Source organism: Collinsella sp. SGI.241, from assembly GCF_050312955.1.
Classification (GTDB): domain Bacteria; phylum Actinomycetota; class Coriobacteriia; order Coriobacteriales; family Coriobacteriaceae; genus Collinsella.
On the sequence record NZ_JBNPKM010000019.1, the window covers coordinates 1 to 23,348 of the forward strand.

Below are 23,348 nucleotides of genomic sequence, written 5' to 3' on the forward strand. Positions count from 1 at the left end.
AGGTTCAAAATGGGATGCGCTTTCCGAATCAAAGGCCTTGAGGAAAGCGCGTCCCAGAATTGGCGTTCAAAACGGGGCGCATTTTCCGAAACATGGTCCTGAGGGAAGCTGTGTCCCGTTCGGAGCTGAAATACCGGGACGCAGTTTCCCTTACAAACAGAAGAAGGCGCGCTGCCTGCGGTTGATGCAGGCAGCGCGCCTTTTGCGTTGGGCCTCGTTGAGGTTCGAAGTCGTGGCTTGCGACCTTTAGGAGCGGGCGGCCCCGTCGACGGGGAGCACGGCGCCCGTGACGTAGGAGGACATGTCGCTCGCCAGGAAAACAAAGGCGTTGGCGACATCCTCGGGCTCGCCCATGCGACCCAGCGGAATGGTGGCGATGATGGGCTTGATGACCTCTTCGGGCAGGTTGGCGACCATATCGGTCTTGGTTACGCCGGGTGCGACGGCATTGACGCGAATGCCCATGGGGGCGAGCTCGCGCGAGAGCGACTGGACCATGCCGTTGACGGCAAACTTGGACGTGGGGTAACCGACGCCGGAGGGCTGACCGTACTTGGCGACCATCGAGCTCGTGGTGGTGATGGTGCCGCCGTGGCCGGCCTCGGTCATAATCTTGGCGGCCGCCTGGTGACCGTTAAAGACGGCGACGACGTTGAGGTCCATGACTTTGGCGAACTCCTCGGCCGTGTAGTCCAAAAGCGGCGAGCGCTGGGAGATGCCGGCGTTGTTGACGACCGTGTCCAAGCCGCCCATGTCGGCTGCAGCCTGGGTAAAAGCCTCGGTCACGGCCTCGAGTGAGGTGAGGTCGCAGGAGCGGCCCCAGACCTTGGCGTCGGGATAGGCGGCCGCCAGCTTCTCAACGGCCGCGTCGGCAGTCTCTTGGCGCGAGCCAAAGACAGTGACTGCGGCACCCTCTTCGATAAAACGGCAGGCGATGGCATAGCCGATACCGCGCGTGCCTCCGGTGACGATTGCTTTCTTGCCCTCGAGCAACATAGTGCTTCCTCTCATTGCGGGCGGACACTCTCAGCACAGCGTAGCGGTAGCCGGAATCGACCGCGTTTGCATATCGGTGAACGGTAGCGCGCGTTACCGATGAGCGGCTCGCGCAAATGTGCTCTGCCGTTGTGCTTAGGGCAGGAGGCAAAAGGGCTCCCGTCCCACATCGGACGGGAGCCCTCAAAGCGCGTATTGCTGGGCGAGCGTTGGGTTAGTTGGCCATGACGCCTTCGGTCCAGGCCTCGACGTTCTCGATGCGCAGGACGTTGGCGACCTCGGCCACGCAGTCGACGCTGGCAAGCTCGGCCGCGGCAGCCTGGACGTCCTTCTCGAGCGCGCGGTGCGTCAGGAAGATGACCGAGCAGGCATCGCTGACGCCCGACTTGCCGTCCTCGACCTGGTTGATGAGCGAGATCGAGATGTTGTGCTTGGCAAAGATATCGACCGTCTCGGACAGGGCGCCCACGCGGTCGGCGACCTTCAGGCGCACATAGTACTTGGTCTGGAGCTCGTCCATGGGCTTAAAGGCGAGGTTGTGGCCATAGGGCTCAATCTCGGGCAGCGGAGCCACGCCGCGGCTGATCTGCTCGGAGAGCGACAGGATATCGCCCACGACGGCGCTCGCGGTGGGGAAGGAGCCTGCGCCGGCACCGTAGAACATGGTCTCGCCCACGGCGTCGCCTACCACGTAGACGGCGTTCATGGCGCCGTTGACCTTGGCGAGCATGTGGTCGGCGGGAATCAGCGTGGGATGCACGCGGACGTCGACGCCGGCGTCGGTGTTGCGGGCGATACCGAGCAGCTTAATGGTGTAGCCGAGCTCGCGGGCCTGGGCGATGTCCTCGGCGCCGATGGTACGGATACCCTGCTGGTACACATCATCGGTGGTCACGCGGGTGCCAAAGCCGATGGAGGCGAGGATCGCCGTCTTGCTGGCGGCGTCGAAGCCGTCGACGTCGGCGGACGGGTCGGCCTCGGCGTAGCCCTTGGCCTGCGCGTCGGCGAGCACGTCGGCGTAATCGGCGCCCTCGGCGTCCATGCGCGACAGGATATAGTTGGTGGTACCGTTGAGAATGCCGGCGATGGTCAGGATCTTGTTGCCCACCAGGTCGTGCTCGAGCGTGCTCACGATGGGGATGCCGCCGCCGCAGCTGGCCTCGCACTTAATCTGCACACCGCACGCGCGCGCCTTCTCGGCAAGCGTCTCGACGTGACGGCCCAGCAGGGCCTTGTTGGCAGAGACGACGTGCTTGCCGTGCTCAAAGGCGGTGGTGAAGATCTCGGTCGCGGGATGCTCGCCGCCGATCAGCTCGACGACGATATCGACGGCGGGGTCGGTAACGACGTCATGCCAGTCACTCGTAAAGGCCTCGCGCTCAATGCCTGCCGCCTCGGCCTGCTCCCAGGCAAGCGCGCAGGCGCGGGTCAGCTTAAGGTCGATGCCGTAGGCGGCCAGGTACTCATCGTGGTGGCTCTTGATCAGACGGGCCACGCCGCCGCCGACGGTTCCCAGACCGATCAGACCGACGTTCACGGTGCGCAGGGGTTCGCTCATAGATAGCTCCTTCGTGCATCTTATAGATTGATTGATCAAGTAATGTTGAGTGCATTCTAGCGTGAACCGAGAGCGCGCGCTCGCCAGGCAACAGGAGTCGCACAAAACGGCACCCCCGAAACGCTGCGGAAACATTGGAAACATGCTCGCTACAAACGAACTTCTGTAACAAACTGTCAACGTTTGCGCCATAAGGTTTGCCCCGTACCGCAAGACGGCCGCACCGCGGCCAGCGAAAAAGGGGGACACCATGTTCAACATCAACAGCACGCTCAGCCGTAGGAACTTTCTCGCCGGCGCCGCGGTGCTCGGCAGCGCTGCCGCACTCGCTGGTTGCTCGTCGGGTGGCTCGGACGGCGGCTCCGCCGATGACGGTAAGACCTTCAAGATCGGTGTCATCGGCCCTCTGACCGGCGCCGCGGCAACCTATGGCGTTTCGGCCGAGAAAGGTGCCAAGCTCGCCGCCAAGGATTTCTCGACCAAGGATCTCAAACTCTCGCTTAAGTCCGAGGATGACGTCGCCGACGGCGAGAAGGCCATCAACGCCTTCAATACCTTGTGCGACTGGGGCATGCAGGCGCTCGTCGGCCCCGTCACGACTGGTGCCGCCGTCGCCGTCTCGGGCGAGATCGCCGACGATATGCTCATGGTCACGCCTTCGGCCTCGTCGCTCGACGTCACCAAGGATAAGACCACGGTCTTTCAGGTTTGCTTCACCGATCCCACCATGGGCGCCAGCGCCGCGAAGTTCCTGGCCGAGAAGTATGCAGACGCCAAGATCGCCCTGTTCTACAACTCCGGCGATACGTATAGCTCGGGCGTTGCCGACGCTTTTGCCGAGCAGGCCAAGGCGTCCAAGCTCGATATCGTCGATACCGAGACCTTTAAGGACGACTCTTCCACGAGCTTTACCAACCAGCTCACCAAGGCCAAGGAGGCCGGCGCCACGCTTATCTTTGCCCCGATCTATTACACGCCGGCGTCCGTCCTGCTCAAGAACGCCAAGGACATGGGCTACGAAATGACCCTCATGGGCACCGACGGCATGGACGGCCTGCTCTCCGTTGAGGGCTTCGACACCTCTCTTGCCGAGGGCGTGCTGCTCATGACCCCGTTCTCTGCCGACGATGAGAAGAACGCCGACTTCGTCAAGGCATATAAGGACGCCTACAACGAGACGCCCAACCAGTTTGCCGCCGATGCTTATGACTGCATCCACGCGATTGTCGAGGCAATCGATGAGGCGGACATCGACATTACGGTCGACGGCGCCGACATTGCCGGCGACCTTGCCAAGGCTATGCGCAAGATCAAGATTGAGGGCCTGACAGGCGAGCTCACGTGGAACGACGAGGGCCAAGTCGAGAAGCCCGCTACGGCCTATGTGATTCAGGACGGCAAGTACATCGCCGCCTAAGTGCATATAACGAGACCGGTGGGGCCATGTTATTCAGGGCAGGAAAGCTTGTAACAGAACGGAAACATTACTTTCACACAATAAAGTCGCTAAACTGTATAAACCGACAGAAATACGCATAATTATGGATAAATGGACAAGGCAAAAGAAAAGTTGAAATAATCGCCACTTTTCTCAACTAAAGCGTCTACTATTTTGCGAACGCCGAAGACGGCGGAGGATGGCCTGTCGGGTAACCGAAACCCGACGAGATTTGAGAGGAGAGCCGCATGTCGAGCCTCACCGGTAAGTCATTGAACCCTGTTATGAATCGCAGGAGCGTTATCGCGAGCGCAGCAGGTCTGGGGGCGATGTCCATTCTAGCTGGCTGCTCCTCCAACGGCGGCGACAGCGGTTCCGCTTCGAGCGACGCTTCGTTTAAGATCGGCACCATTGGCCCGCTGACCGGTGCCGCCGCGTCTTACGGCAAGTCCGTTACCCAGGGCGTCGAGCTTGGCTGCAAGGACTTCTCCACCAAGGAGCTGCCGCTTGCCAGCAAGGCCGAGGACGACCAGGCCGACGGCGAGAAGGCCGTCAACGCCTTTAATAACCTGCTCGACTGGGGCATGCAGGCCCTCGTCGGCCCGACCACCACGGGTGCGTCGGTTGCCGTTGCCGCAGAGTGCAGCAACGACCCCAAGACATTCATGATCACCCCGTCCGCGTCCTCCGAGGACGTCACCGACGGAAAGGATTGCGTCTTCCAGGTTTGCTTTACCGACCCCAACCAGGGCGTCAACGCTGCCAAGTTCCTGGCAGAGAAGTATGCGGACGAGAAGTTCGTGCTGTTCTATAACTCCGGCGACGCTTATTCTTCGGGCATTGCAGATTCCTTTAAGGCCCAGGCCGCTGAGTCTAAGCTCGAGATTGTTGACGAGGAGACCTTTAAGGACGACTCCGCTACGAGCTTTACCAACCAGCTGACCAAGGCCAAGCAGGCCGGCGCCACCATGATCTTTGCGCCGATCTACTACACGCCGGCGTCCGTCCTGCTCAAGAACGCCAAGGACATGGGCTACGACGTCAAGATGATGGGCTGCGACGGCATGGACGGTATCCTGGGCGTCGAGGGCTTCGACACCTCTCTTGCCGAGGGTCTGCTGCTCATGACCCCGTTCTCCGCCGACGACGAGAAGAACGCCGACTTCGTCAACGCTTACAAGGATAAGTACGGCGATACCCCCGACCAGTTTGCCGCCGATGCCTACGACGGCGTGCACGCGGTGGCCGAGGCCCTCAAGGAGGCCGGTCTTGGTGTCGACGCCGACCCGACCGAGGTCGCCGAGAAGCTGCCCAAGGCTATGCTCAAGATTACCGTTGACGGTCTGACCGGCAAGCTCTCCTGGAACGACAAGGGCCAGGTCCAGAAGGATCCTACGGCGTATGTCATCACCGACGGCAAGTACGTACTGGCCTAATAGGCCGCCTTACATAGAGCGGTTTTGATCCCAAGCAGGGGAGGTTTTCGCCTTCCCTGCTTGCTTGGTATCTGGGGACAACGTAACGTCCCTGTTTCATACATCAACTGGAAACCTATTCGAAAGGGGGATGTGGAACATGACGGTCTTTATCCAATACCTGGTCAACGGCCTGTCCATGGGCAGCGTCTACGCCATCATCGCGTTGGGCTACACCATGGTCTACGGTATCGCCAAGATGCTCAACTTCGCTCACGGCGATGTCATCATGGTCGGTGCCTATGTCTCGTTCTGCGCCACGTCGTATCTCGGCCTCCCGGGCTGGGCATCTGTAGTTCTCTCTTGTGTGGTCTGCACGGTTCTCGGTGTTCTCATTGAGGGTCTGGCCTATAGGCCGCTGCGCCAAGCAGGCCCGCTGGCCGTTCTGATCACGGCCATCGGTGTGTCCTACTTCCTGCAGAATGCCGCGCAGCTTCTGTGGGGCGCCACGCCCAAGAACTTCACTTCGCTCGTCACCTTCCCGGTGCCGGAGTTCTTGGCCAAGTTCAACGTAAGTGCCGTCTCGCTCGTCACCATCGTCGCCTGCCTGGTTATCATGGCCGGTCTGATGATCTTTACAGGTAAGACCAAGATGGGCAAGGCCATGCGCGCCGTGTCCGAGGACAAGGCCGCCGCTCAGCTCATGGGCATCAACGTCAACCGCACCATCTCGATGACGTTCGCCATCGGCTCCGCCCTTGCCGCCATCGCCGGTGTGCTCCTGTGCTCCTACTCGCCGGTTCTGCAGCCCACCACGGGCGCCATGCCTGGCATCAAGGCCTTCGACGCTGCCGTTTTCGGCGGCATCGGCTCCATCCCCGGTGCCTTTGTCGGCGGCATTCTCATCGGCATCATCGAGGCGATGGCGCAGGCTTACATTTCCACGAGCCTTGCCAACTCCATCGTCTTTGGCGTTTTGATCATCGTCCTGCTCGTCAAGCCTGCCGGCCTCTTGGGCAAGTACGTACCCGAGAAGGTGTAGGTGAGCGTTATGAAGTTTCTTACAGACAAGCAGACGCGTCACGACTTTGTCACGTACGCCATGTGCGTTGTGGCGTTCGCCATCGTGTTCTTTATGCAGTCTAACCACATGATTCCGCGCATGATTGTCGGTCAGCTGGTTCCCATCACGGCCTATATCGTCATGGCCATCTCGCTCAACCTCGTCGTCGGCATCGCGGGTGACTTGTCGCTGGGCCACGCGGGTTTTATGAGCGTCGGCGCCTATACGGGAATCGTCACCGCCGTCGCGCTGGAGAGCGCCGTTCCGTCCGACCCGGTGCGTCTGATCATCAGCATTGTGGTCGGCGCTATCGCCGCTGCCATTCTGGGCTTCCTGATCGGTATTCCGGTTCTTCGCCTGAGCGGTGACTACCTGGCCATCGTAACCTTGGCCTTTGGCGAGATTATCAAAGAGATCGTTACCTGCCTCATTGTGGGCGTCGATTCCCGCGGCCTGCACGTGATCTTTAACATCACGGGCAATTCCACGATCGACGACCTGCACCTGCTCGAAGACGGCACCGCTATCATCAAGGGTGCCCAGGGCGCATCTGGTGTTTCGACCTACTCGACGTTCCTTGCTGGCGCCATCCTGGTTATGGTTGCGCTCGTGATTGTGCTCAACTTGGTCCGCAGCCGCACCGGTCGTGCCATCATGGCCGTGCGCGATAACAAGATCGCTGCCGAGTCCGTGGGGATCTCCGTCACCCAGTACCGCATGATCGCCTTCGTGGTTTCCGCCGCTCTCGCCGGTGCTGCCGGAGCCCTCTTCGGCGGTAACTTCTCGCAGCTCTCCGCCACTAAGTTCGACTTCAACACGTCGATTCTCATTCTGGTGTTCGTGGTCCTGGGCGGTCTGGGCAACATGCGCGGTTCCGTCATCGCGGCAGCGCTGCTCACGGTGCTCCCCGAGCTGCTCCGTCAGTTCTCGGACTACCGCATGCTCATCTACGCCATCGTGTTGATTCTGGTCATGGTCTTTACTAACAACCCGCAGCTCAAGGCGTTCTTCGCGCGCATTAAGGACCGCTTTGCTTCCAAGAAGGAGGTGGCAACCGATGCCCAGTAAGTTTGAGTTCAACAAGGGCAAGATGGTCCCGTATCCTTCTGGCGCCATCGTTCCCGACCGCGACCTGGGCGAGCGCCCGGCGCTCGAGTGCATCCACCTGGGCATTGAGTTCGGCGGCCTTAAGGCGGTCGACGACTTTAGCCTGACCATCGGTAAGACCGAGATCGCCGGTCTCATCGGCCCCAACGGCGCCGGCAAGACCACGGTCTTCAACCTGCTCACCAAGGTGTACCAGCCCACGCACGGCACCATCCTGCTCGACGGTGAGGACACCTCGGGCAAGTCCGTCTACCAGGTCAACCGCATGGGTATCGCTCGTACCTTCCAAAACATCCGCCTGTTCAACACCATGACGGTGGAGGACAACGTAAAGGTCGGCCTGCACAACCAGGAGCGCTACTCCGGCTTTGAGGGCGTGCTGCGCCTGCCGACGTATTGGAAGCACGAGAAGGCCGCCCATGAGCGCGCCATGGAGCTTCTGTCTATCTTTGATATGGAACATCTGGCAAACGAGCAGGCCGGCTCGCTGCCTTACGGCGCTCAGCGTCGTTTGGAGATCGTCCGCGCGCTTGCCACCAATCCCAAGCTACTACTGCTCGACGAGCCTGCCGCCGGCATGAACCCGTCCGAGACTGCGGAGCTCATGGCGAACATCGTCAAGATTCGCGACACCTTTGGCATTGCCATCATGCTCATCGAGCACGACATGTCGCTCGTCATGAATATTTGCGAGGGTATCTGCGTGCTTAACTTTGGCAAGGTCATCGCCAAGGGCACGGCCGAGGAAATCCAGAACAACGAAGCCGTTATTGAGGCTTATCTGGGCAAGCAGGATAAGGGGGAGAACTAAATGGCAGAGCCGATGCTTTCCGTCTACAACATCAACGTCTGGTACGGCGCCATCCACGCCATTAAGGACATCTCCTTTAACGTTAACGAGGGCGAGATCGTTGCCCTGATTGGCGCGAACGGCGCCGGCAAGTCCACGACGCTCAAGACTGTCTCGGGCCTGCTGCGCTCCAAGACCGGCTCCATCAAGTTTATGGGCGAGGACATTATCCATACGCCCGCCGACAAGCTGGTTGGCAAGGGCCTGTCTCAGGTACCCGAGGGGCGTCGTGCCTTTTTGCAGATGACGGTCGAGGAGAACCTGGAGATGGGTGCCTATACACAGCCCAAGTCCACGGTTGCCCCGGGCCTCGAACGTGTTTACGAGCAGTTCCCGCGCCTGAAGGAACGCCGTCGCCAGGTGGCCGGCACCCTTTCGGGCGGCGAGCAGCAGATGCTCGTTATGGGTCGTGCCCTTATGAGTAACCCCAAGCTGCTCATGCTCGACGAACCCTCCATGGGTCTGGCGCCGATCCTGATCGAGCAGATCTTCCAGATTGTCGAGGATTTGCACAAGGCCGGCACCACGGTGCTCCTGGTCGAGCAGAACGCGCAGATGGCGCTTTCCATCGCCACACGCGGCTACGTGCTCGAGACCGGCAAGATCACCATGACCGGCACCGGCCAAGAGCTGCTGCACGACGACAACGTCCGCAAAGCTTATCTTGGTGGTTAATCCATCCAGTAATAGGGGCGCTGACCAACTCGGTCGGCGCCCCTTTTGAAATGATCCGTTGGCTTGGTATTTAAAGTGCGACAATGCCGTGTGGAAATAGAAGTGTCATCTGGGGGTCTATCTATGCTGTACGAGTTTTGTGCCGAGAACTTTGAGCGGGTGCCGGCGGCCATTGCGGCCGGTGCGGGACGCATTGAGCTGTGCGACAACCTTGCGGTTGGTGGCACCACGCCCTCGGCCGGCGTTATCAGCGCTACGACCAGCTATGCTCGCGAGCACGATGCACGGGTGATGTGCATGATCCGTCCGCGTGGCGGCGACTTTCACTACAACCAGGACGAGCTGCGCATGATGGAGATGGACTTGGGCCTTGCCGTAAGCGCCGGCGTCGATGGCTTGGTCTTTGGCTGCTGCAAGCCTTGTGCCGGCGGATGGGCGCTCGATGAACTTGCGTTGGGCGCCCTTGTGATGGCTGCGGGCTGCGCGACCGAGGAGTGCAAGCGCGAATCCCTCGACATCACCTTTCACATGGCGTTTGACCAGCTCTCGCCCGAGGCTCAGCTCGACGCGATTGACACGCTCGCCGACTGCGGCATAACGCGCATCCTGACGCATGGCGGTGCCGCCGGCACGCCGATTGAGGACAACCTGGAGCATCTGTCGCACCTTATCGACTACGCGGACGATCGCCTGACCATCCTTCCCGGCGGCGGCATTTCCACGGCCAACCGCGATACCGTGGCTGCGGCACTGGGCGTCTCCGAGCTCCATGGCACCAAGATCGTGCCGCTGGAGGTATAACCCGTGCCCCTGGTATTTGACGTTCAGCAGGCGAGCGGGAAGCCCGACGACAACCGGCGCCCTGGCACCGCGTGCCCCTTTTGCGATACCGAGGAACTCGCCAATATCATCCGGCGCGACGGTGACTGTATCTGGCTCGAGAATAAGTTCAAGACCCTGCGCGCCACCCGTCAAACCGTGCTGATCGAGTCGGCCGACCACGACGCAGACCTGGTGACCTATGCGCCGGACGAGCTGCATCATGTGATGCGGTTTGCCCTGGGTTGCTGGCAGCAGATGATCGATTCACGGCAGTATCGAAGCGTGCTCATGTACAAGAACAAGGGTCCGCTCTCGGGCGGTAGTCTCGTTCATCCGCACATGCAGATTGTGGGTTTGGAGCAGGAAGACGGCTATGCTTCGCTGACTTCCGCCAATTTCGAAGGCATCAATGTCTGGCAACAGGGGAGAATTGCGGTCAACATCTCAACCGAACCGATTATGGGGTTCTTTGAGGTCAACGTTTCAGCTCCGCGGGGAATCGCCGCCAGCGATGACACGCGGGACCAAGCCGAGGCGGATCTCTTCGCCGATGCGATCCAGGTAGCTCTGCGTTATATCCTAAACGAGCACCACGGTGGCCGTGCAGAGTCGTACAACTTGTTCTTCTATCACCTGGGCGGTCGGACCATTGCCAAGGCGCTGCCGCGTTGGGTGGTTTCGCCCTACTTTGTCGGCTATCGTTTGGCCCAGGTCAATGCCGAGACGACGCTCGATATCGATGCTGAGCGCCTGCGCGCGCATCTGGAAACGCTCGTATAGCAAGACTAACACCCGCGTAATGCGGACAGCCTAGCGTGCCATGGCGTCGCGGCCGGCCTCGACGCGCTTGCGCTGAGCAGCGCGCTCCTCGCCGGTTAGACGCTCAAAGAGATGCCCGATAAGCGAGGCAAGTACCTGCTGAAACAGCGTTCCGCACATGACGGGAAATACGACTTCGCCCGGAAAGTATTGCGTGGCGATGACGGCGCCCGAAGAGATGTTGCGCATGCCGCAGGTAAAGCACATGGTAGTCGTTTCGCTATACGGCAGATGCAGTGCGCGGGCGACCAGAATACCGACGACAAAGCCGCTGATGGCGAAGATCAAAATAAAGAGGGCGACTTCCAAGCGCACCGCGTTCATGTGCAGCACGTACTCGCTCATGGCGGTGGAGTTCGACGCGATAACACCCATCATCATGAACTTGCAGGCGGGCGAGAGCGCGGGGGAGAGCTTCTCGTGTCCCCATCCGCGCGTGAGTTCGTTAATCACGATGCCGAGCAGGGCGGGGATAGCGATCATGAAGGCCATGTTCTGCATCATGCCCGGCACGTCGATCGAGACGGTGGCGCCCAGCAAGAGCTTAAGCGTGAGCGGAATCGTAACGGGAGAGATAACCGAGGACGTCAGGATGATGGTGAGCGCGAGCGGGCCGTTGCCGCCGAACATGCTAATCCACATAAAGGCAGTGACTGCCACAGGTACGCTGTACTCGAGCACGATACCGCAGACTAGGTTGGGGTTGGAGCCAAAGAACAGCGACCCCATGGCATAGGCTGTTATGGGAATAAGCACCGCCGAGACCAGCAGCGCCAAAATCAGGTGCAGCGGACGGCGGAATACTTCGGCTACCTGATGGAAGGTGTTGCTGAGGGCACCTTGGAACGTCATAAAGGCAAACAGGGTGGGGACGATGGGCTTGAGTACGCCGATCTGCTGGGGAAAGAGCACGCCGAGCGTCACGCAAATCGGAACGATGATCTGCATATGCCCCGCGAGGAACTTACCCAGTCCAACCCATTGCTTCATATGCGCTTGTGACTCCCTTTGCTCGTGAATCCGTTTTGAATGGATATGCTAGACGCTCGCATGCGTCCGTGTGGCTGAAACGCTCGATTATTTCGAGGGTATTACCGCCCTCGTTTATCGAAACCACGGCGTGCTGGACGTTGTGCGTCCGCGCCGCACGGTATAATAAATCCGTTCAACAGATTTGCCTGCCGAAGCGGGCATACACAGAGGACTCATCGCTATGAACCGTGAGAGGTATCGCGGCGACCTGCCCCTATCGGGGGTGGGCGCCTATGTCATCGCTTAAGACAACGCATCGCTGGGCGGTCGCTCAGCAAAACCCCGAGCTCGAAAAGGAGCTTTCGGCTGGCCTGGGCATACCCGGGCTGGTGGCGCGCATTATGGTTGCGCACGGCATTACATCCATCGAGGAAGGCCAGCTTTTTTTGACGCCTTCGCTCGATCGCGACTGGGCGGACCCGCTCGTTATTCCGGGTATGGCGGTCGTCGTCGACCGCGTTGAGCGTGCTATTCGCAGCCACGAGCGCATCGCCGTCTTTGGCGATTTTGACGTCGACGGCATTACGTCGACTTGTCTGTTGACCGAGGCGCTGCGTTCGTTTGGCGCCAACGTCACGCCGTTTATTCCGCATCGTTTTGACGAGGGCTACGGCCTGTCGCGTGCGGCGCTCGACCGCGTTAACGAGCTCGCTCGTCCCCAGCTGATCGTGACCGTCGATAACGGCATTGCCGCCAAGGAAGAGGCCTCCTATCTGGAGAGCCTGGGGATCGATTTGGTGGTCACGGACCATCACGAGCCGTCCGACCAGGTGCCGCAGGGCGTGCCCCTGACCGACCCCAAGCTCGAGGACAAGGGTCCCTCGCGCGAGCTTGCCGGTGCCGGCGTGGCACTCAAGCTGGTGCAGGTCCTGGGCGAGCGTTTGGGCAAGCCGTCGTATTGGCGTTCGCTGATAGAGGTCGCGGCGCTGGGCACCGTGTCCGACATGATGCCGCTTACGCCCGAGAATCGCGCACTGGTCGCCGAGGGCATCCAGCAGATGCGCGTGACGGCCCGTCCCGGCTATATCGCGCTTGCCGCACTTGCCAAGGCCGACCTTTCTACCATTACGGCCGACGGCCTGTCGTTTTCGCTCATCCCCCGTCTGAATGCTGCCGGCCGCATGGCCGATCCCAAGCTGGCGCTCGACCTGCTGCTTGCCCGCGACCCCATCGAAGCGAGCGCGCTTGCCGCCGAGCTCGAGGAAATCAATCGCCAACGCCGCGAGATCGAGGCCGAGCTTACGCGCGATGCCATGGCGAAGGTCGAGGAGACTTATGACGGCGGGCGCGCAATCGTCGTGGGCGGCGAGGGCTGGCACGAGGGCGTCAAGGGCATCGTGGCGAGCCGCTTGACCAATCGCTATCACGTGCCGGCGCTGCTCTTCTCGATCGAGGATGGCGTTGCGCGCGGATCGGGCCGCTCGGTGGGCAAGATCAACCTGTTCGACGCCGTCGAGCGTTGCTCCGACCTGCTGATTCGTCGCGGCGGGCATGCCGGTGCGGTGGGTGTGACCATCGAGGCATCCAAGCTCGATGAGTTCCGCCGTCGCCTTTCGGCCGTGCTATCGGAGCTTCCCGCCGAGGACTTTGAGGACACTGACGAGGTTGCCGCCACCGTTGATCTCTCCGAGCTAAATATCGAGACCATCGAGCAAATTTCCCGTCTTGAGCCGTTTGGCCAGGGCAATAAGGTGCCGCTTCTGGCCGCCGAGGGCGTGACGATGTGCGATCGCGCCGTGGTGGGCAAAACCGGCGAGCACATGCGCTTTGTGGCGACCGATGGTGCCGCGAGTGTGCCGGCCATCATGTTCCGCGTGCCGCAGATTGATAGGCTCATCAATTGCGACAGCGCCGTCGACTTGGTGTTCGAGGCCGTGGCCGAGCATTGGCAGGGACGTGTGAAGCCCAAGCTCATGATCAAAGATGTCTTGGTGCGCGATACCGCGGCGCCCAATATCGACGATCCGGCATGTGAGCTTCGCCGCGGCGTGCAACCGGCGGATTCTGGCCTGCGCCTGGAGTCGCGTAAACGCGAGACGCTCGCCCAGCTTTCTTATACCGAGCTCACGCGCTCGCTTATCCATAGCTTTATCGGCTCGAACCAGCCGCATCGCGCGCAGGTCGAGGCACTCGACGCGCTTGCCGACCATCAGAGCGTTTTGGCCGTTATGGGGACGGGGCGTGGCAAGTCTCTGATTTTCCATGTGCATGCCGCGCGCGAGGCGGTTCTTCGCGGGCGTGCGAGCATTTTTGTCTATCCTTTGCGTTCGCTCGTTGCCGATCAGGCCTATCACCTTTCCTCGACGATGGCCGCGCTCGGCATTGGTGTCGGCGTGCTGACTGGCGAGACCGTGGAGGCCGTACGCGATGACGTGTTCGCCGGCCTTGCTTCGGGTCGTACCGGTATCGTTCTCACGACGCCCGAGTTCTTGTCTATCCACCGCGATCGATTTGCGCGTTCTGGACGTATTGGCTTCGTTGTTATCGATGAGGCGCACCATGCCGGTCTTGCTAAGGGTGGTGACCGGAGTGCATACCTCGATATGCCCGATATTCTTAAAGCCCTGGGCGACCCCGTTGTCATGGCGGCAACGGCTACCGCGACGGCTCCAGTTGTGGCAGAGCTTGCTCGCGTATTGCCGATTACCAGCACGGTGGTCGACGAGACCGTTCGCGAGAACCTACAACTCGAGGACGATCGTGACCTTGCGAGCCGTGAAAATCGCCTGGTTTCGATCGTTGCGACGGGGGAGAAGACCGTCATCTACGTGAACTCGCGCGACCAGTCCGTGGCGCTCGCCAAGACGTTGCGCAAACGTGTGCCCGACTGCGCGACCCATATCGCGTTCTATAACGCCGGGCTTGCGCGTTCCGATCGCCGACGCGTCGAGGAGGCGTTTCGAGATGGCAGCCTGAGCTGCATCGTTTCAACCTCGGCCTTCGGTGAGGGCGTCAACCTGCCCGATATCCGCCATGTCGTGCTCTACCACATGCCGTTTGGCGCGATTGAGTTTAACCAGATGAGTGGCCGTGCCGGCCGCGATGGGCAGCCTGCCGTGATTCACCTGCTCTATTCGTCTCGTGACGCTCGTATTAATGAGCGCCTGCTCGATTGTTACGCGCCCGAGCGCGATGAGCTTGTCACGCTCTATCGGGCGCTGCAGACCATGTGGCGCTCCAATCGTGGCAAGACGGGGGACGATTCATTCTGCGCAAGCGATATCGACATTGCGCAGATGTGCCTTGCAATCGACGCGCGCACGCCGGTCGATGAGCGTTCGGTGGCAAGCGGCTTGGGAATCTTCGAAGAGCTCGGTTTCTGTCACGTTTCGGGGTTTGACGATACCCGTCGCATCGCGATGACCGAAAACCCCGGGCGCGTGCAGTTGAGCAGGTCGATCCGCTATTTGGAGGGCTTGCGCTCGCGCATGGAGTTCTCGGCTTTCCGGAGTTGGGCACTCGATTCGTGCGCTTCTGATATGCTTACCAAAATTAACCGCCCGATCGTACCGCGGGCCTAGGGAAGGGGACCTCGATGGATGCCGCAGCCCGTACCGCCCATGATTCCGCCCTCCAGCCCTTTTCGGAGATGGAGCACTATACGCATGCCGATGATCTGCCGCCCGAGATTATGGCGGACAGCTACGACAAGCTGGAGCGCCTGTGCCTTAAATATATGAGTGAGGATGACTTCTCCAAGGTGGAGCAGGCCTACTGCTTTGCTGCCGAGAAGCACTGCAACCAAAAGCGGCGCTCGGGTGAGATGTACATTAACCATCCCGTCGAGGTGGCTATCATTTTGGCCGACCTTAAGATGGACTGCGATGTGGTGTGCGCTGCATTGCTGCACGATACCGTCGAGGATACCGATACCTCGCTTGCCGATGTTTCGGGTCTGTTTGGCGAAACCGTGGCAGAGCTCGTCGACGGCGTGACCAAGCTCACCAACATCGAAGTCGACAACATGGACGAAAAGCAGGCGCTTACGCTGCGCAAGATGTTCCTCGCCATGTCCAAGGACATTCGCGTCATCATCGTCAAACTCGCCGACCGCCTGCATAATATGCGCACGCTTGCCGCCCTGCGCGAGGACCGCCGCCTGTTTAAGGCGCGCGAGACCATGGATGTGTACGCGCCCCTGGCCGACCGCCTGGGCATGAGCTCTATCAAGTGGGAACTCGAGGATCTGTCCTTCTTCTACCTTGAACCCGACGCTTACCAGCGCATCGCCCGCATGGTGGCAGAGTCACGCGAGGTTCGCGAACGCTTTCTGGCCGAGACTATCAAGACGCTTACCGATGAGCTCGACCGCATTGGCCTTGAGGGTTTTCAGATCAACGGTCGTTCCAAGCACTATTGGTCCATCTATCAAAAGATGAAGCGCAAGGGCAAGGAGTTCTCCGAGATTTATGATCTGGTGGCGCTGCGCGTCATCACCCATTCGGTGCGCGATTGCTATTCCACGCTTGGTGCCGTGCATACTTTGTGGCATCCCATGCCCGGTCGTTTTAAAGACTATATCGCTATGCCCAAGGTCAATAACTACCAATCGCTCCATACGACGGTTATCGGCCCCACGGCCCGTCCGCTCGAGATTCAGATTCGAACCTACGAGATGCACGAGCAGGCCGAGTACGGCATCGCCGCCCACTGGCTATATAAGAAATCGGGCGGATCGTCTGCCTCCAAGACCAACGACGCACAGCGTCTGGACGATCAGATTAACTGGCTCAAGCACTCGCTCGATTGGGCAGCCTCTGACGAGATCACCGATGCCAAAGAATATCTGCACTCACTGAAGGTCGACCTGTTTGACCAGGAGATTTTTGTCTTTACGCCCAAGGGTGAGGTCATGGCGCTTCGTGCGGGCTCTACACCGCTCGACTTTGCCTACGCTGTTCATACCGAGGTCGGCAACCACTGCGTCGGCGCCAAAATCAACGGTGCGGTGGCTCCGCTCACGCACGAAATCAAGACGGGTGACCGTGTCGAGATCCTGACTAACAAGAGCTCCAAGCCGTCGCGCGATTGGCTCAAGATCGTCAAGACGCCTTCGGCCAAGTCAAAGATTCGCCGTTACTTCGCCGCTGCGACCAAAGACGATGACGCTGCTGCCGGTCGCGATATGCTGGCCAAGGACCTGCGCAAGCGCGGGTACGGCATCTCTACGCCGCGATCCACGCGTGCACTCAATGCCGTGGCGGAGCAGTTTAACTTCAAGCAACTCGAGGACCTGTTCGCAGCCGTTGGCGCGGGCAAGGTCGCCCCGCGCGCTGTGGGCAATAAGGTCGAGCAAATCTTGGATCCCAAGCCCGAGGAGCAGCTCACCAAGGCCGAAGCCATCGCTGAGGTCGTCAAGCAGCCTGCCCGCGGTTCCAACCGCAAACCGCAAAAGCGTGGCAAGAGTGCAAGTAACGGCATTATCGTCAAGGGCGAGAGCAACAGCGGCCTGCTGGTTCGTCTGGCGCATTGCTGCAATCCGGTGACGGGCGACGACATCGTGGGCTTTATCACGCGCGGTCGAGGCGTCTCGGTGCATCGTGCCAACTGCCCCAACGTCAAGGGTCTCATGGAACACCCCGAGCGCATGATTGACGTGGAGTGGGATGGTGCTGCCGATACGCTTTTCCAGGTCGAGATCGTGGTCGAGTGCTTGGATCGTATGGGCTTGCTCAAGGATGTCACCATCGCCATTGGCGATGCAGGCGGAAATATCCTTTCCGCCGCTACCTCGACCAACCGCGAGGGCATTGCGACCCTGCGCTTTATGGTCGAGATTTCGGATGCGAGTGGTCTGGATCCGCTGCTGGCATCCATCAGCAGTGTTGACTCGGTCTATGACGCACGACGTCTGATGCCTGGCGAGGGTGGGGCTCAGCTTAAGCGTCGCGTATAGGCGTGACGAACGCACAACGGTAATGATATTGGCTACGTTCGAGGCATCGTTTGATGCCTCGACGCTTGTAGAAGGAGGACGTGCTCATGGTCACTGCAGCTTTGGACTTAACCCCTCGGGGTACGGCTTCGATTGAGGCGCTTGTAAACGGCCCCATTCAGACCAACAGTTACGCCGTAATCTCGAGCGGCGAATGCCTGATTATCGATCCGGCCTGGGAAGGTGAGCGTCTTGTGGAACATATCTATACCAAGCATCCTGACGCGCACGTGCTAGGCGCTGTCTGCACCCATGGCCATGCCGATCACGTAGGTGGCGTTGCCGGAGCGCGAGCCGCCGTCGGTAAGGGTTTCCTATATGAGTTAGGTGCGAAGGACGTGTTGGTATCTCGTGAGAATATCGAGGAGCAGCGAGCGATGTGGGGCATCGATACGCCCGATCCGGGCGAGCCGACGCGATTGCTTGCTGAGGGCGATACGATTGAATTGGGTGATATCTGCCTGCAGGTGATCGAGACGCCCGGTCACACACCGGGTGGCATTGTCTTGTTCGCCGCCACCGAGCAGGGAAGCATCGCCTTTGTTGGCGACACCCTGTTCCCGGGCAGCCACGGCCGCACCGATCTCGCCGGTGGAGACGAGGCGGCGATTCTGCGCTCGCTTTCCAAGCTCGCCCAACTGCTTCCAGCCGATACCGTTTGTTTAACGGGGCATGGTGATTCGACCACTATGGCGCGCGAGCTCATGCAGAACCCTTTCATGCAGATGTAGCTTTGTAGTCAGCTGCTTAAGCACGAGAAGTGTCCAAACGTCAAGATATTTTCCCCAACGGGCCGATTCCGTAGGGCAAACGGTCAAAAAAAGTCTGTTTGGACGATATTCGTGAACAAACGAACGTTTACGCTCGGGTACGCCGTGGTAAAATCTCATGCGTTATCGGAGCAACCTTACAGGAGGTTTCTTTTATGCTCGTCAACGCAGCAGACATGCTCAAGAAGGCCGAGGCCGGCAAGTATGCTCTCGGTGCCTTCAACACCAACAACCTCGAGTGGACTCTGGCTATTCTCCAGGCCGCCGAGGAGGCCAAGTCTCCGCTGATCCTTCAGTGCACCGCTGGTGCCGCTAAGTGGATGGGCGGTTTCAAGGTCTGCGCCGACATGGTCAAGGCTGCCGTCGAGGCCACGGGTGTTACCGTTCCCGTCGCCCTTCACCTCGATCACGGTTCTTACGAGGACTGCTTCAAGTGCATCGAGGCCGGCTTCACGTCCATCATGTATGACGGCTCTCACGAGGAAACCTTCCAGCTTAACCTCGATCGCACCAAGGAGCTCGTTGAGCTTGCCCATTCCAAGGGCATGTCCATCGAGGCCGAGGTCGGCGGCATCGGCGGCACCGAGGACGGCGTGACCTCCAACGGCGAGCTCGCTGACCCCGCTGAGTGCAAGCAGATTGCTGACCTGGGCGTCGACTTCCTCGCCTGCGGCATCGGCAACATCCACGGCGTGTATCCCGCCGACTGGGCCGGTCTTTCCTTCGAGCGTCTGAGCGAGATCAAGGCTCAGACCGGCGACCTGCCCCTCGTTCTGCACGGTGGTACCGGCATCCCCGAGGATCAGATCAAGAAGGCCATCTCCCTGGGCATCTCCAAGATCAACGTCAACACCGACCTGCAGCTTGTCTTCGCTGCCGCCACGCGTGAGTACGTTGAGGCTGGCAAGGATCAGCAGGGCAAGGGCTATGACCCCCGCAAGCTCCTGAAGCCTGGTCGCGAGGCCATCGTTGCCCGCACTAAGGAGCTCATGGAGGAGTTTGGCTCCGTCAACAAGGCGTAAGCGTCGCTAAACTACCCGCCGGAAGCCCCGTCCCCCTACACTGTTTCCTTTGCGCTCACCTGGCTTCGCCAGAAGTCGCGCCAAGGAAACAGTTCCGGGGGACGGGGCTTCCTTTGTTTAACGCCGCAGGGTTACTGGGCTGAATTAAGATGGCTACTGGCTTTGCCAGAAGTCGCGCAATGGGAAAAGCTCCGGGTGAACGGGGCCTCCTTCGTTAACTCGCTACAGGGTTACTGGGCTGAATTATTTATTTGACTACCGCTCAGCGGTGTTGATGGCTCCCTTGTTGGGGCTTTCTTTTTATGTCGGTACAATGGTCTCGGGTTGTCGTTCTGCGTGGGAGTGGTTATGGCTGTCGTTAATGTTTTGCCTGCCGATGGAAAGGTTGTTGCCGAGGGCCCCGTTGGCTGCTCTGTTAATGTTTGTTGCGATGATTTTCGTCATCTCGACATTGGATTGCCACCTGAGATCCTTCGTCTCAAGGACGCCGGGTACCTGGCGCAGGCTGTTGCGGCTTGCGACCGTCTTTTGGAGCAGGGCCCTGATCCCTCGTTGGCCGCTTGCGTTCGTGCCGAGCGGTATCGCATGATCGAGACGTCGTTTCATTTTTCGGTGTCGCGCGATCAGGCTATTGCGATGATCCGCGAGGAGTGGCCGGAGTTTACCGAGGATCAGTTTGACGACCTGATCGATCGCAAGCGCATCGACTGGCGCTTTATCGATGGTGAACTGTTCGTTCTCGACAACTTCCTTGATTCTTTGCGTGTGTATCCCAAGGAGGTTCCGGGCCTGCGTCCCGATTCTACTGATGGAACTGCGCTGCGCAACCAGATGCTTAAGAAGATGGAATCACAGGGCGGGCTGTCTCGTGCCATTACGCTTAAAGCATCCGTGTCTGTTCCCGGTGCTCTGGAGGGGGAGGCCGTTCGCGCGTGGCTTCCCGTTGCCGCAGCCTGCCGCCAGCAGTCTCATATCGAGATTCTCGATATGACGCCGGAGGGGGTCCTTGCTCCCGCGAACGCTTTGGCGCGTACCGCCTCGTGGGTTTCCTCGGCTGATCGATCGTTCTCAGTGACCTATCGTTATCTGATTGATGCCGCTTATTGCGATATCTACGGGGGAGCGCTTCCGGCGCATCCGTGTATGGACGCGCCGCTGCCCAAGGATATTTCCGAGGACCGACCGCATATTGCATTCACGCCGTATCTGCAGCAGCTGACCGAACATGTTATCGATGGTCTCGAGGATCAGCTCGACCGCGCTCGGGCTATCTATGATTATTTGACGCATCATATCGACTATCGATACCAGCCACCGTATCTGCTTCTGGGCTCTATCGCCGATGACTGCGCGCATTCGCTTCGCGGTGACTGCGGTGTTATGGCACTCACGTTTATCACCATGTGCCGCATCGCCGGCGTGCCCGCACGTTGGCAGAGCGGCCTGTACGTTGCGCCCGACTCGGTAGGCTCGCATGACTGGGCGGAGTTCTATACACCGCAGACGGGTTGGCTTAACGCCGATGTCTCGTTTGGATCCTCGGCACGCAGGATGGGGGAGGAATGGCGCCGCCGCCACTACTTTGGCAACCTCGATCCATGGCGCATGGTGGCAAACTGTCGGTTCCAGGCAGAGTTTGAACCCGTCTTTGACGGTATGCGTGAGGACCCCTACGATAACCAGATGGGCGAGGCCTCGGTCGACGGTCGCGGATGCCGCCAGCGCGAGATGCTCCGCACGGTCGAACTCATCGAAATGCTCGAAGTTCCATTTTCGGACTAATCTACGGAAAGCTGTGATAAACTAACTCACGCAATACGTGCCCGAGTGGCGGAATTGGCAGACGCAGTGGACTCAAAATCCACCGTTGGCAACAACGTGCGAGTTCGAGTCTCGCCTCGGGCACCATACATGCAAAAGAGCGTTCAAGGGGGTCGAGGCCCCCTTTTTCGTGCCGAACTCGCGTGAGCGCGCGGAGCGTTAAGCAAACAGGCCTGTGGCCTGTTTGTAGCGGAGCGTGGCGAGGGCGCCATGCGCCCGAAGCCCGGGGCTTCGCGAAGCGAAGGCCCTTCGAGTCTCGCCTCGGGCACCATACATGCAAAAGAGCGTTCAAGGGGGTTAAGGCCCCCTTTTTCGTGTACGTAATGTGATAACGAGCGGTACGTGTTATTATCGCCAAGGCGTTGTTTCCGCAATGCCCTAAAGAGGAACCCGAGGGTTCCCACCTTTTGGCGCCAATGAGCAGCTGACTGGTCATACAACTTAGATTCTCTTCCTCATATCGAGGATGTCTATGTGTACGACCTGGTTGCAAAAAAGCGCCGGGTTATTTTTTTATGAATGGAGGTAGGGAAAATAGCTAAGTCTGATGACACCCGCATCAACGACGAGATCACTGCATCTTCGTGCCGTTTGATTGGCGTCGATGGCTCTCAGCTCGGCCTGTTCGCCATCCGCGATGCCCAGCGCGTCGCCGACGATCAGGGTCTCGACCTTGTCGAGATCGCTCCCAACGCGGAGCCGCCGGTCTGCAAGGTCATGGACTACGGTAAGTTCAAGTACCAGCAGGCCATGAAGGCCAAGGCTGCTCGTAAGAACCAGTCCAAGGTCGAGGTTAAGGAAATGAAGTTCCGACCCAAGATCGACGTTGGCGACTACGAGACCAAGAAGGGCCACGTTCTGCGTTTCCTCAAGAAGGGCGCACGCGTTAAGATCACCATCATGTTCCGCGGCCGTGAGATGGCTCACCCGGAGCAGGGTCTTAACGTTCTCGAGCGTCTCGCTGAGGATCTTAAGCCTTACGCTACGGTCGAGTCCAAGCCTAAGATGGAAGGCCGTAACATGCTTATGCTGCTCGCCCCGATTAAGGGCGCCTTTGATGAGGATAAAGCGGCAAGTGATACTAAGTAACTAGTGTTCTGTAACCGATTAAGGAGTATTTCATGCCTAAGATGAAGTCCCACAGCGGCACCAAGAAGCGTTTCCGCAAGACTGGTACCGGCAAGCTTATGCGCGCCAAGGCTTTCAAGAGCCACATCCTGAGCAAGAAGTCCACCAAGCGTAAGCGTGGCTTCCGTCAGGAGACCGAGATCGCCGCTGCCGACCGCAAGGTCATCAAGTCGCGTCTCGCGTAAGTTAGCGTTCCCGTTTTTCGTTTAACCGTCTAGGAGTTGATAGAACATGGCACGTATTAAGCGCGCTGTTGCCGCCAAGAAGAAGCGCCGTACCGTTATGCACCGTGCGAAGGGTTACTACGGTGCCGCTTCGCGTACTTACAAGCATGCTAAAGAGCAGGTCCAGCACTCTCTGCAGTATCAGTACCGTGACCGCCGCAATAAGAAGCGCGAGATTCGCTCTCTCTGGATCACCCGTATCAACGCTGCTGCTCGCCTGAACGACATCTCTTACTCTCAGTTCATGCACGGCCTGAAGGTCGCCGGTATCGAGCTCGACCGCAAGGTCCTGGCTCAGATGGCTTACGAGGACATCGAGTCTTTCAACGAGCTGGCTACCATCGCCAAGAAGGCTCTCGAGGCCTAATTGATTCTCTTGAATCGCTAGGGGAGTGTCTCGCTGTGCGCGGCGCTCCCTCTTTTTATCTAAGGCGCTGGTTTATATAGCAAAAGCGCGGGTAGATAGACACTTACAGGTGACCGATTTTTATATATCTCTTAACCGAAGGGTCATCATCTGATACGTGCAGTATTTCTGCACCAGCCTTTCTATTACTTATATAGAAAGCGATATATTGTGTAGGACTTATGAAGAGTGGAATTGACGTCCCACATCGCTTCGCGGTCTGGCAATATATCTCCTTGCCGCGCGGCCCGGTCGGACCGGATGAGA

At 59.4% G+C, this 23,348-nt stretch carries 20 protein-coding genes and 1 tRNA gene; 18 read left to right on the forward strand and 3 right to left on the reverse strand.

The features are described from left to right. On the forward strand, positions 1-250 hold a 250-nt coding region (locus tag ACQQ92_RS07955), incomplete at its 5' end, for a hypothetical protein (RefSeq protein WP_427796202.1). Here ACQQ92_RS07955 and ACQQ92_RS07960 read toward each other — a convergent pair. Both ACQQ92_RS07960 and ACQQ92_RS07965 read right to left on the reverse strand, forming a co-directional pair. Continuing rightward, positions 247-996 (reverse strand): SDR family NAD(P)-dependent oxidoreductase, encoded by a 750-nt coding sequence (locus ACQQ92_RS07960; protein ID WP_427796203.1) that lies wholly within the window; start codon positions 994-996, stop codon positions 247-249. The two genes, ACQQ92_RS07955 and ACQQ92_RS07960, sit on opposite strands and share 4 nt — an antisense overlap. A gap of 214 nt (positions 997-1,210) precedes the next feature. Next, positions 1,211-2,554 carry a homoserine dehydrogenase gene (locus ACQQ92_RS07965; RefSeq protein ID WP_427729157.1) on the reverse strand — a complete coding sequence of 448 codons (1,344 nt, stop codon included), beginning with the start codon at positions 2,552-2,554 and terminating at the stop codon, positions 1,211-1,213. 250 nt (positions 2,555-2,804) lie between these two features. Between ACQQ92_RS07965 and ACQQ92_RS07970 the strand changes: the two genes are divergently transcribed. The 8 genes from ACQQ92_RS07970 to ACQQ92_RS08005 all read left to right on the forward strand — a co-directional run bounded on the left by ACQQ92_RS07970 (position 2,805) and on the right by ACQQ92_RS08005 (position 10,704). After that, entirely contained in the window at positions 2,805-3,971 is a 1,167-nt protein-coding gene (locus ACQQ92_RS07970) for an ABC transporter substrate-binding protein (protein WP_427796204.1), read from the forward strand. A 269-nt stretch (positions 3,972-4,240) separates the two neighbouring features. Continuing rightward, positions 4,241-5,428 (forward strand): ABC transporter substrate-binding protein, encoded by a 1,188-nt coding sequence (locus ACQQ92_RS07975; protein ID WP_427719715.1) that lies wholly within the window; start codon positions 4,241-4,243, stop codon positions 5,426-5,428. A gap of 139 nt (positions 5,429-5,567) precedes the next feature. After that, positions 5,568-6,449 carry a branched-chain amino acid ABC transporter permease gene (locus tag ACQQ92_RS07980; RefSeq protein WP_154517188.1) on the forward strand — a complete coding sequence of 294 codons (882 nt, stop codon included), beginning with the start codon at positions 5,568-5,570 and terminating at the stop codon, positions 6,447-6,449. Positions 6,450-6,458: 9 nt separating this feature from the next. Further along, a complete protein-coding gene (locus tag ACQQ92_RS07985; protein ID WP_427719716.1) occupies positions 6,459-7,538 on the forward strand; it encodes a branched-chain amino acid ABC transporter permease in 1,080 nt (359 codons plus the stop codon). Further along, positions 7,528-8,388: an ABC transporter ATP-binding protein gene (locus tag ACQQ92_RS07990; RefSeq protein WP_427719717.1), complete on the forward strand. Its 861-nt coding sequence runs from the start codon at positions 7,528-7,530 to the stop codon at positions 8,386-8,388. The genes ACQQ92_RS07985 and ACQQ92_RS07990 overlap by 11 nt, the downstream gene beginning before the upstream one ends. Next, entirely contained in the window at positions 8,389-9,102 is a 714-nt protein-coding gene (locus ACQQ92_RS07995) for an ABC transporter ATP-binding protein (RefSeq protein WP_229770701.1), read from the forward strand. Between the two features lie 123 nt (positions 9,103-9,225). Continuing rightward, on the forward strand, positions 9,226-9,903 hold the full coding sequence (locus ACQQ92_RS08000) for a copper homeostasis protein CutC (RefSeq protein ID WP_427796205.1): 678 nt from the start codon (positions 9,226-9,228) through the stop codon (positions 9,901-9,903). Positions 9,904-9,906: 3 nt separating this feature from the next. Then, entirely contained in the window at positions 9,907-10,704 is a 798-nt protein-coding gene (locus ACQQ92_RS08005; RefSeq protein WP_427796206.1) for a DUF4931 domain-containing protein, read from the forward strand. Between the two features lie 30 nt (positions 10,705-10,734). On the opposite strand, the gene ACQQ92_RS08010 is transcribed toward ACQQ92_RS08005, so the two are convergent. Beyond that, positions 10,735-11,733 (reverse strand): bile acid:sodium symporter family protein, encoded by a 999-nt coding sequence (locus ACQQ92_RS08010; RefSeq protein WP_427794445.1) that lies wholly within the window; start codon positions 11,731-11,733, stop codon positions 10,735-10,737. 275 nt (positions 11,734-12,008) lie between these two features. Between ACQQ92_RS08010 and recJ the strand changes: the two genes are divergently transcribed. From recJ to rplT, 9 genes are all read left to right on the forward strand, one after another. Then, positions 12,009-15,296 carry a single-stranded-DNA-specific exonuclease RecJ gene (gene recJ, locus ACQQ92_RS08015; protein WP_427796207.1) on the forward strand — a complete coding sequence of 1,096 codons (3,288 nt, stop codon included), beginning with the start codon at positions 12,009-12,011 and terminating at the stop codon, positions 15,294-15,296. Positions 15,297-15,310: 14 nt separating this feature from the next. Further along, entirely contained in the window at positions 15,311-17,671 is a 2,361-nt protein-coding gene (locus tag ACQQ92_RS08020; RefSeq protein WP_154517206.1) for a RelA/SpoT family protein, read from the forward strand. Positions 17,672-17,757: 86 nt separating this feature from the next. After that, on the forward strand, positions 17,758-18,441 hold the full coding sequence (locus ACQQ92_RS08025) for an MBL fold metallo-hydrolase (protein WP_427796208.1): 684 nt from the start codon (positions 17,758-17,760) through the stop codon (positions 18,439-18,441). 194 nt (positions 18,442-18,635) lie between these two features. Continuing rightward, a complete protein-coding gene (gene fba, locus ACQQ92_RS08030) occupies positions 18,636-19,502 on the forward strand; it encodes a class II fructose-1,6-bisphosphate aldolase (protein ID WP_154517212.1) in 867 nt (288 codons plus the stop codon). Between the two features lie 348 nt (positions 19,503-19,850). After that, positions 19,851-21,284 carry a transglutaminase-like domain-containing protein gene (locus ACQQ92_RS08035; protein ID WP_427796209.1) on the forward strand — a complete coding sequence of 478 codons (1,434 nt, stop codon included), beginning with the start codon at positions 19,851-19,853 and terminating at the stop codon, positions 21,282-21,284. 39 nt (positions 21,285-21,323) lie between these two features. Further along, positions 21,324-21,410 (forward strand) — tRNA-Leu (locus ACQQ92_RS08040). Positions 21,411-21,842: 432 nt separating this feature from the next. Beyond that, positions 21,843-22,412: a translation initiation factor IF-3 gene (gene infC, locus ACQQ92_RS08045; protein WP_006234423.1), complete on the forward strand. Its 570-nt coding sequence runs from the start codon at positions 21,843-21,845 to the stop codon at positions 22,410-22,412. Between the two features lie 32 nt (positions 22,413-22,444). After that, positions 22,445-22,636 carry a 50S ribosomal protein L35 gene (rpmI, locus tag ACQQ92_RS08050; protein WP_006234422.1) on the forward strand — a complete coding sequence of 64 codons (192 nt, stop codon included), beginning with the start codon at positions 22,445-22,447 and terminating at the stop codon, positions 22,634-22,636. A gap of 46 nt (positions 22,637-22,682) precedes the next feature. After that, the gene (gene rplT / locus ACQQ92_RS08055; RefSeq protein WP_006234421.1) at positions 22,683-23,042 is read left to right on the forward strand and encodes a 50S ribosomal protein L20; all 360 of its coding nucleotides are present in this window, start codon (positions 22,683-22,685) and stop codon (positions 23,040-23,042) included. Positions 23,043-23,348 lie beyond the last annotated feature (306 nt).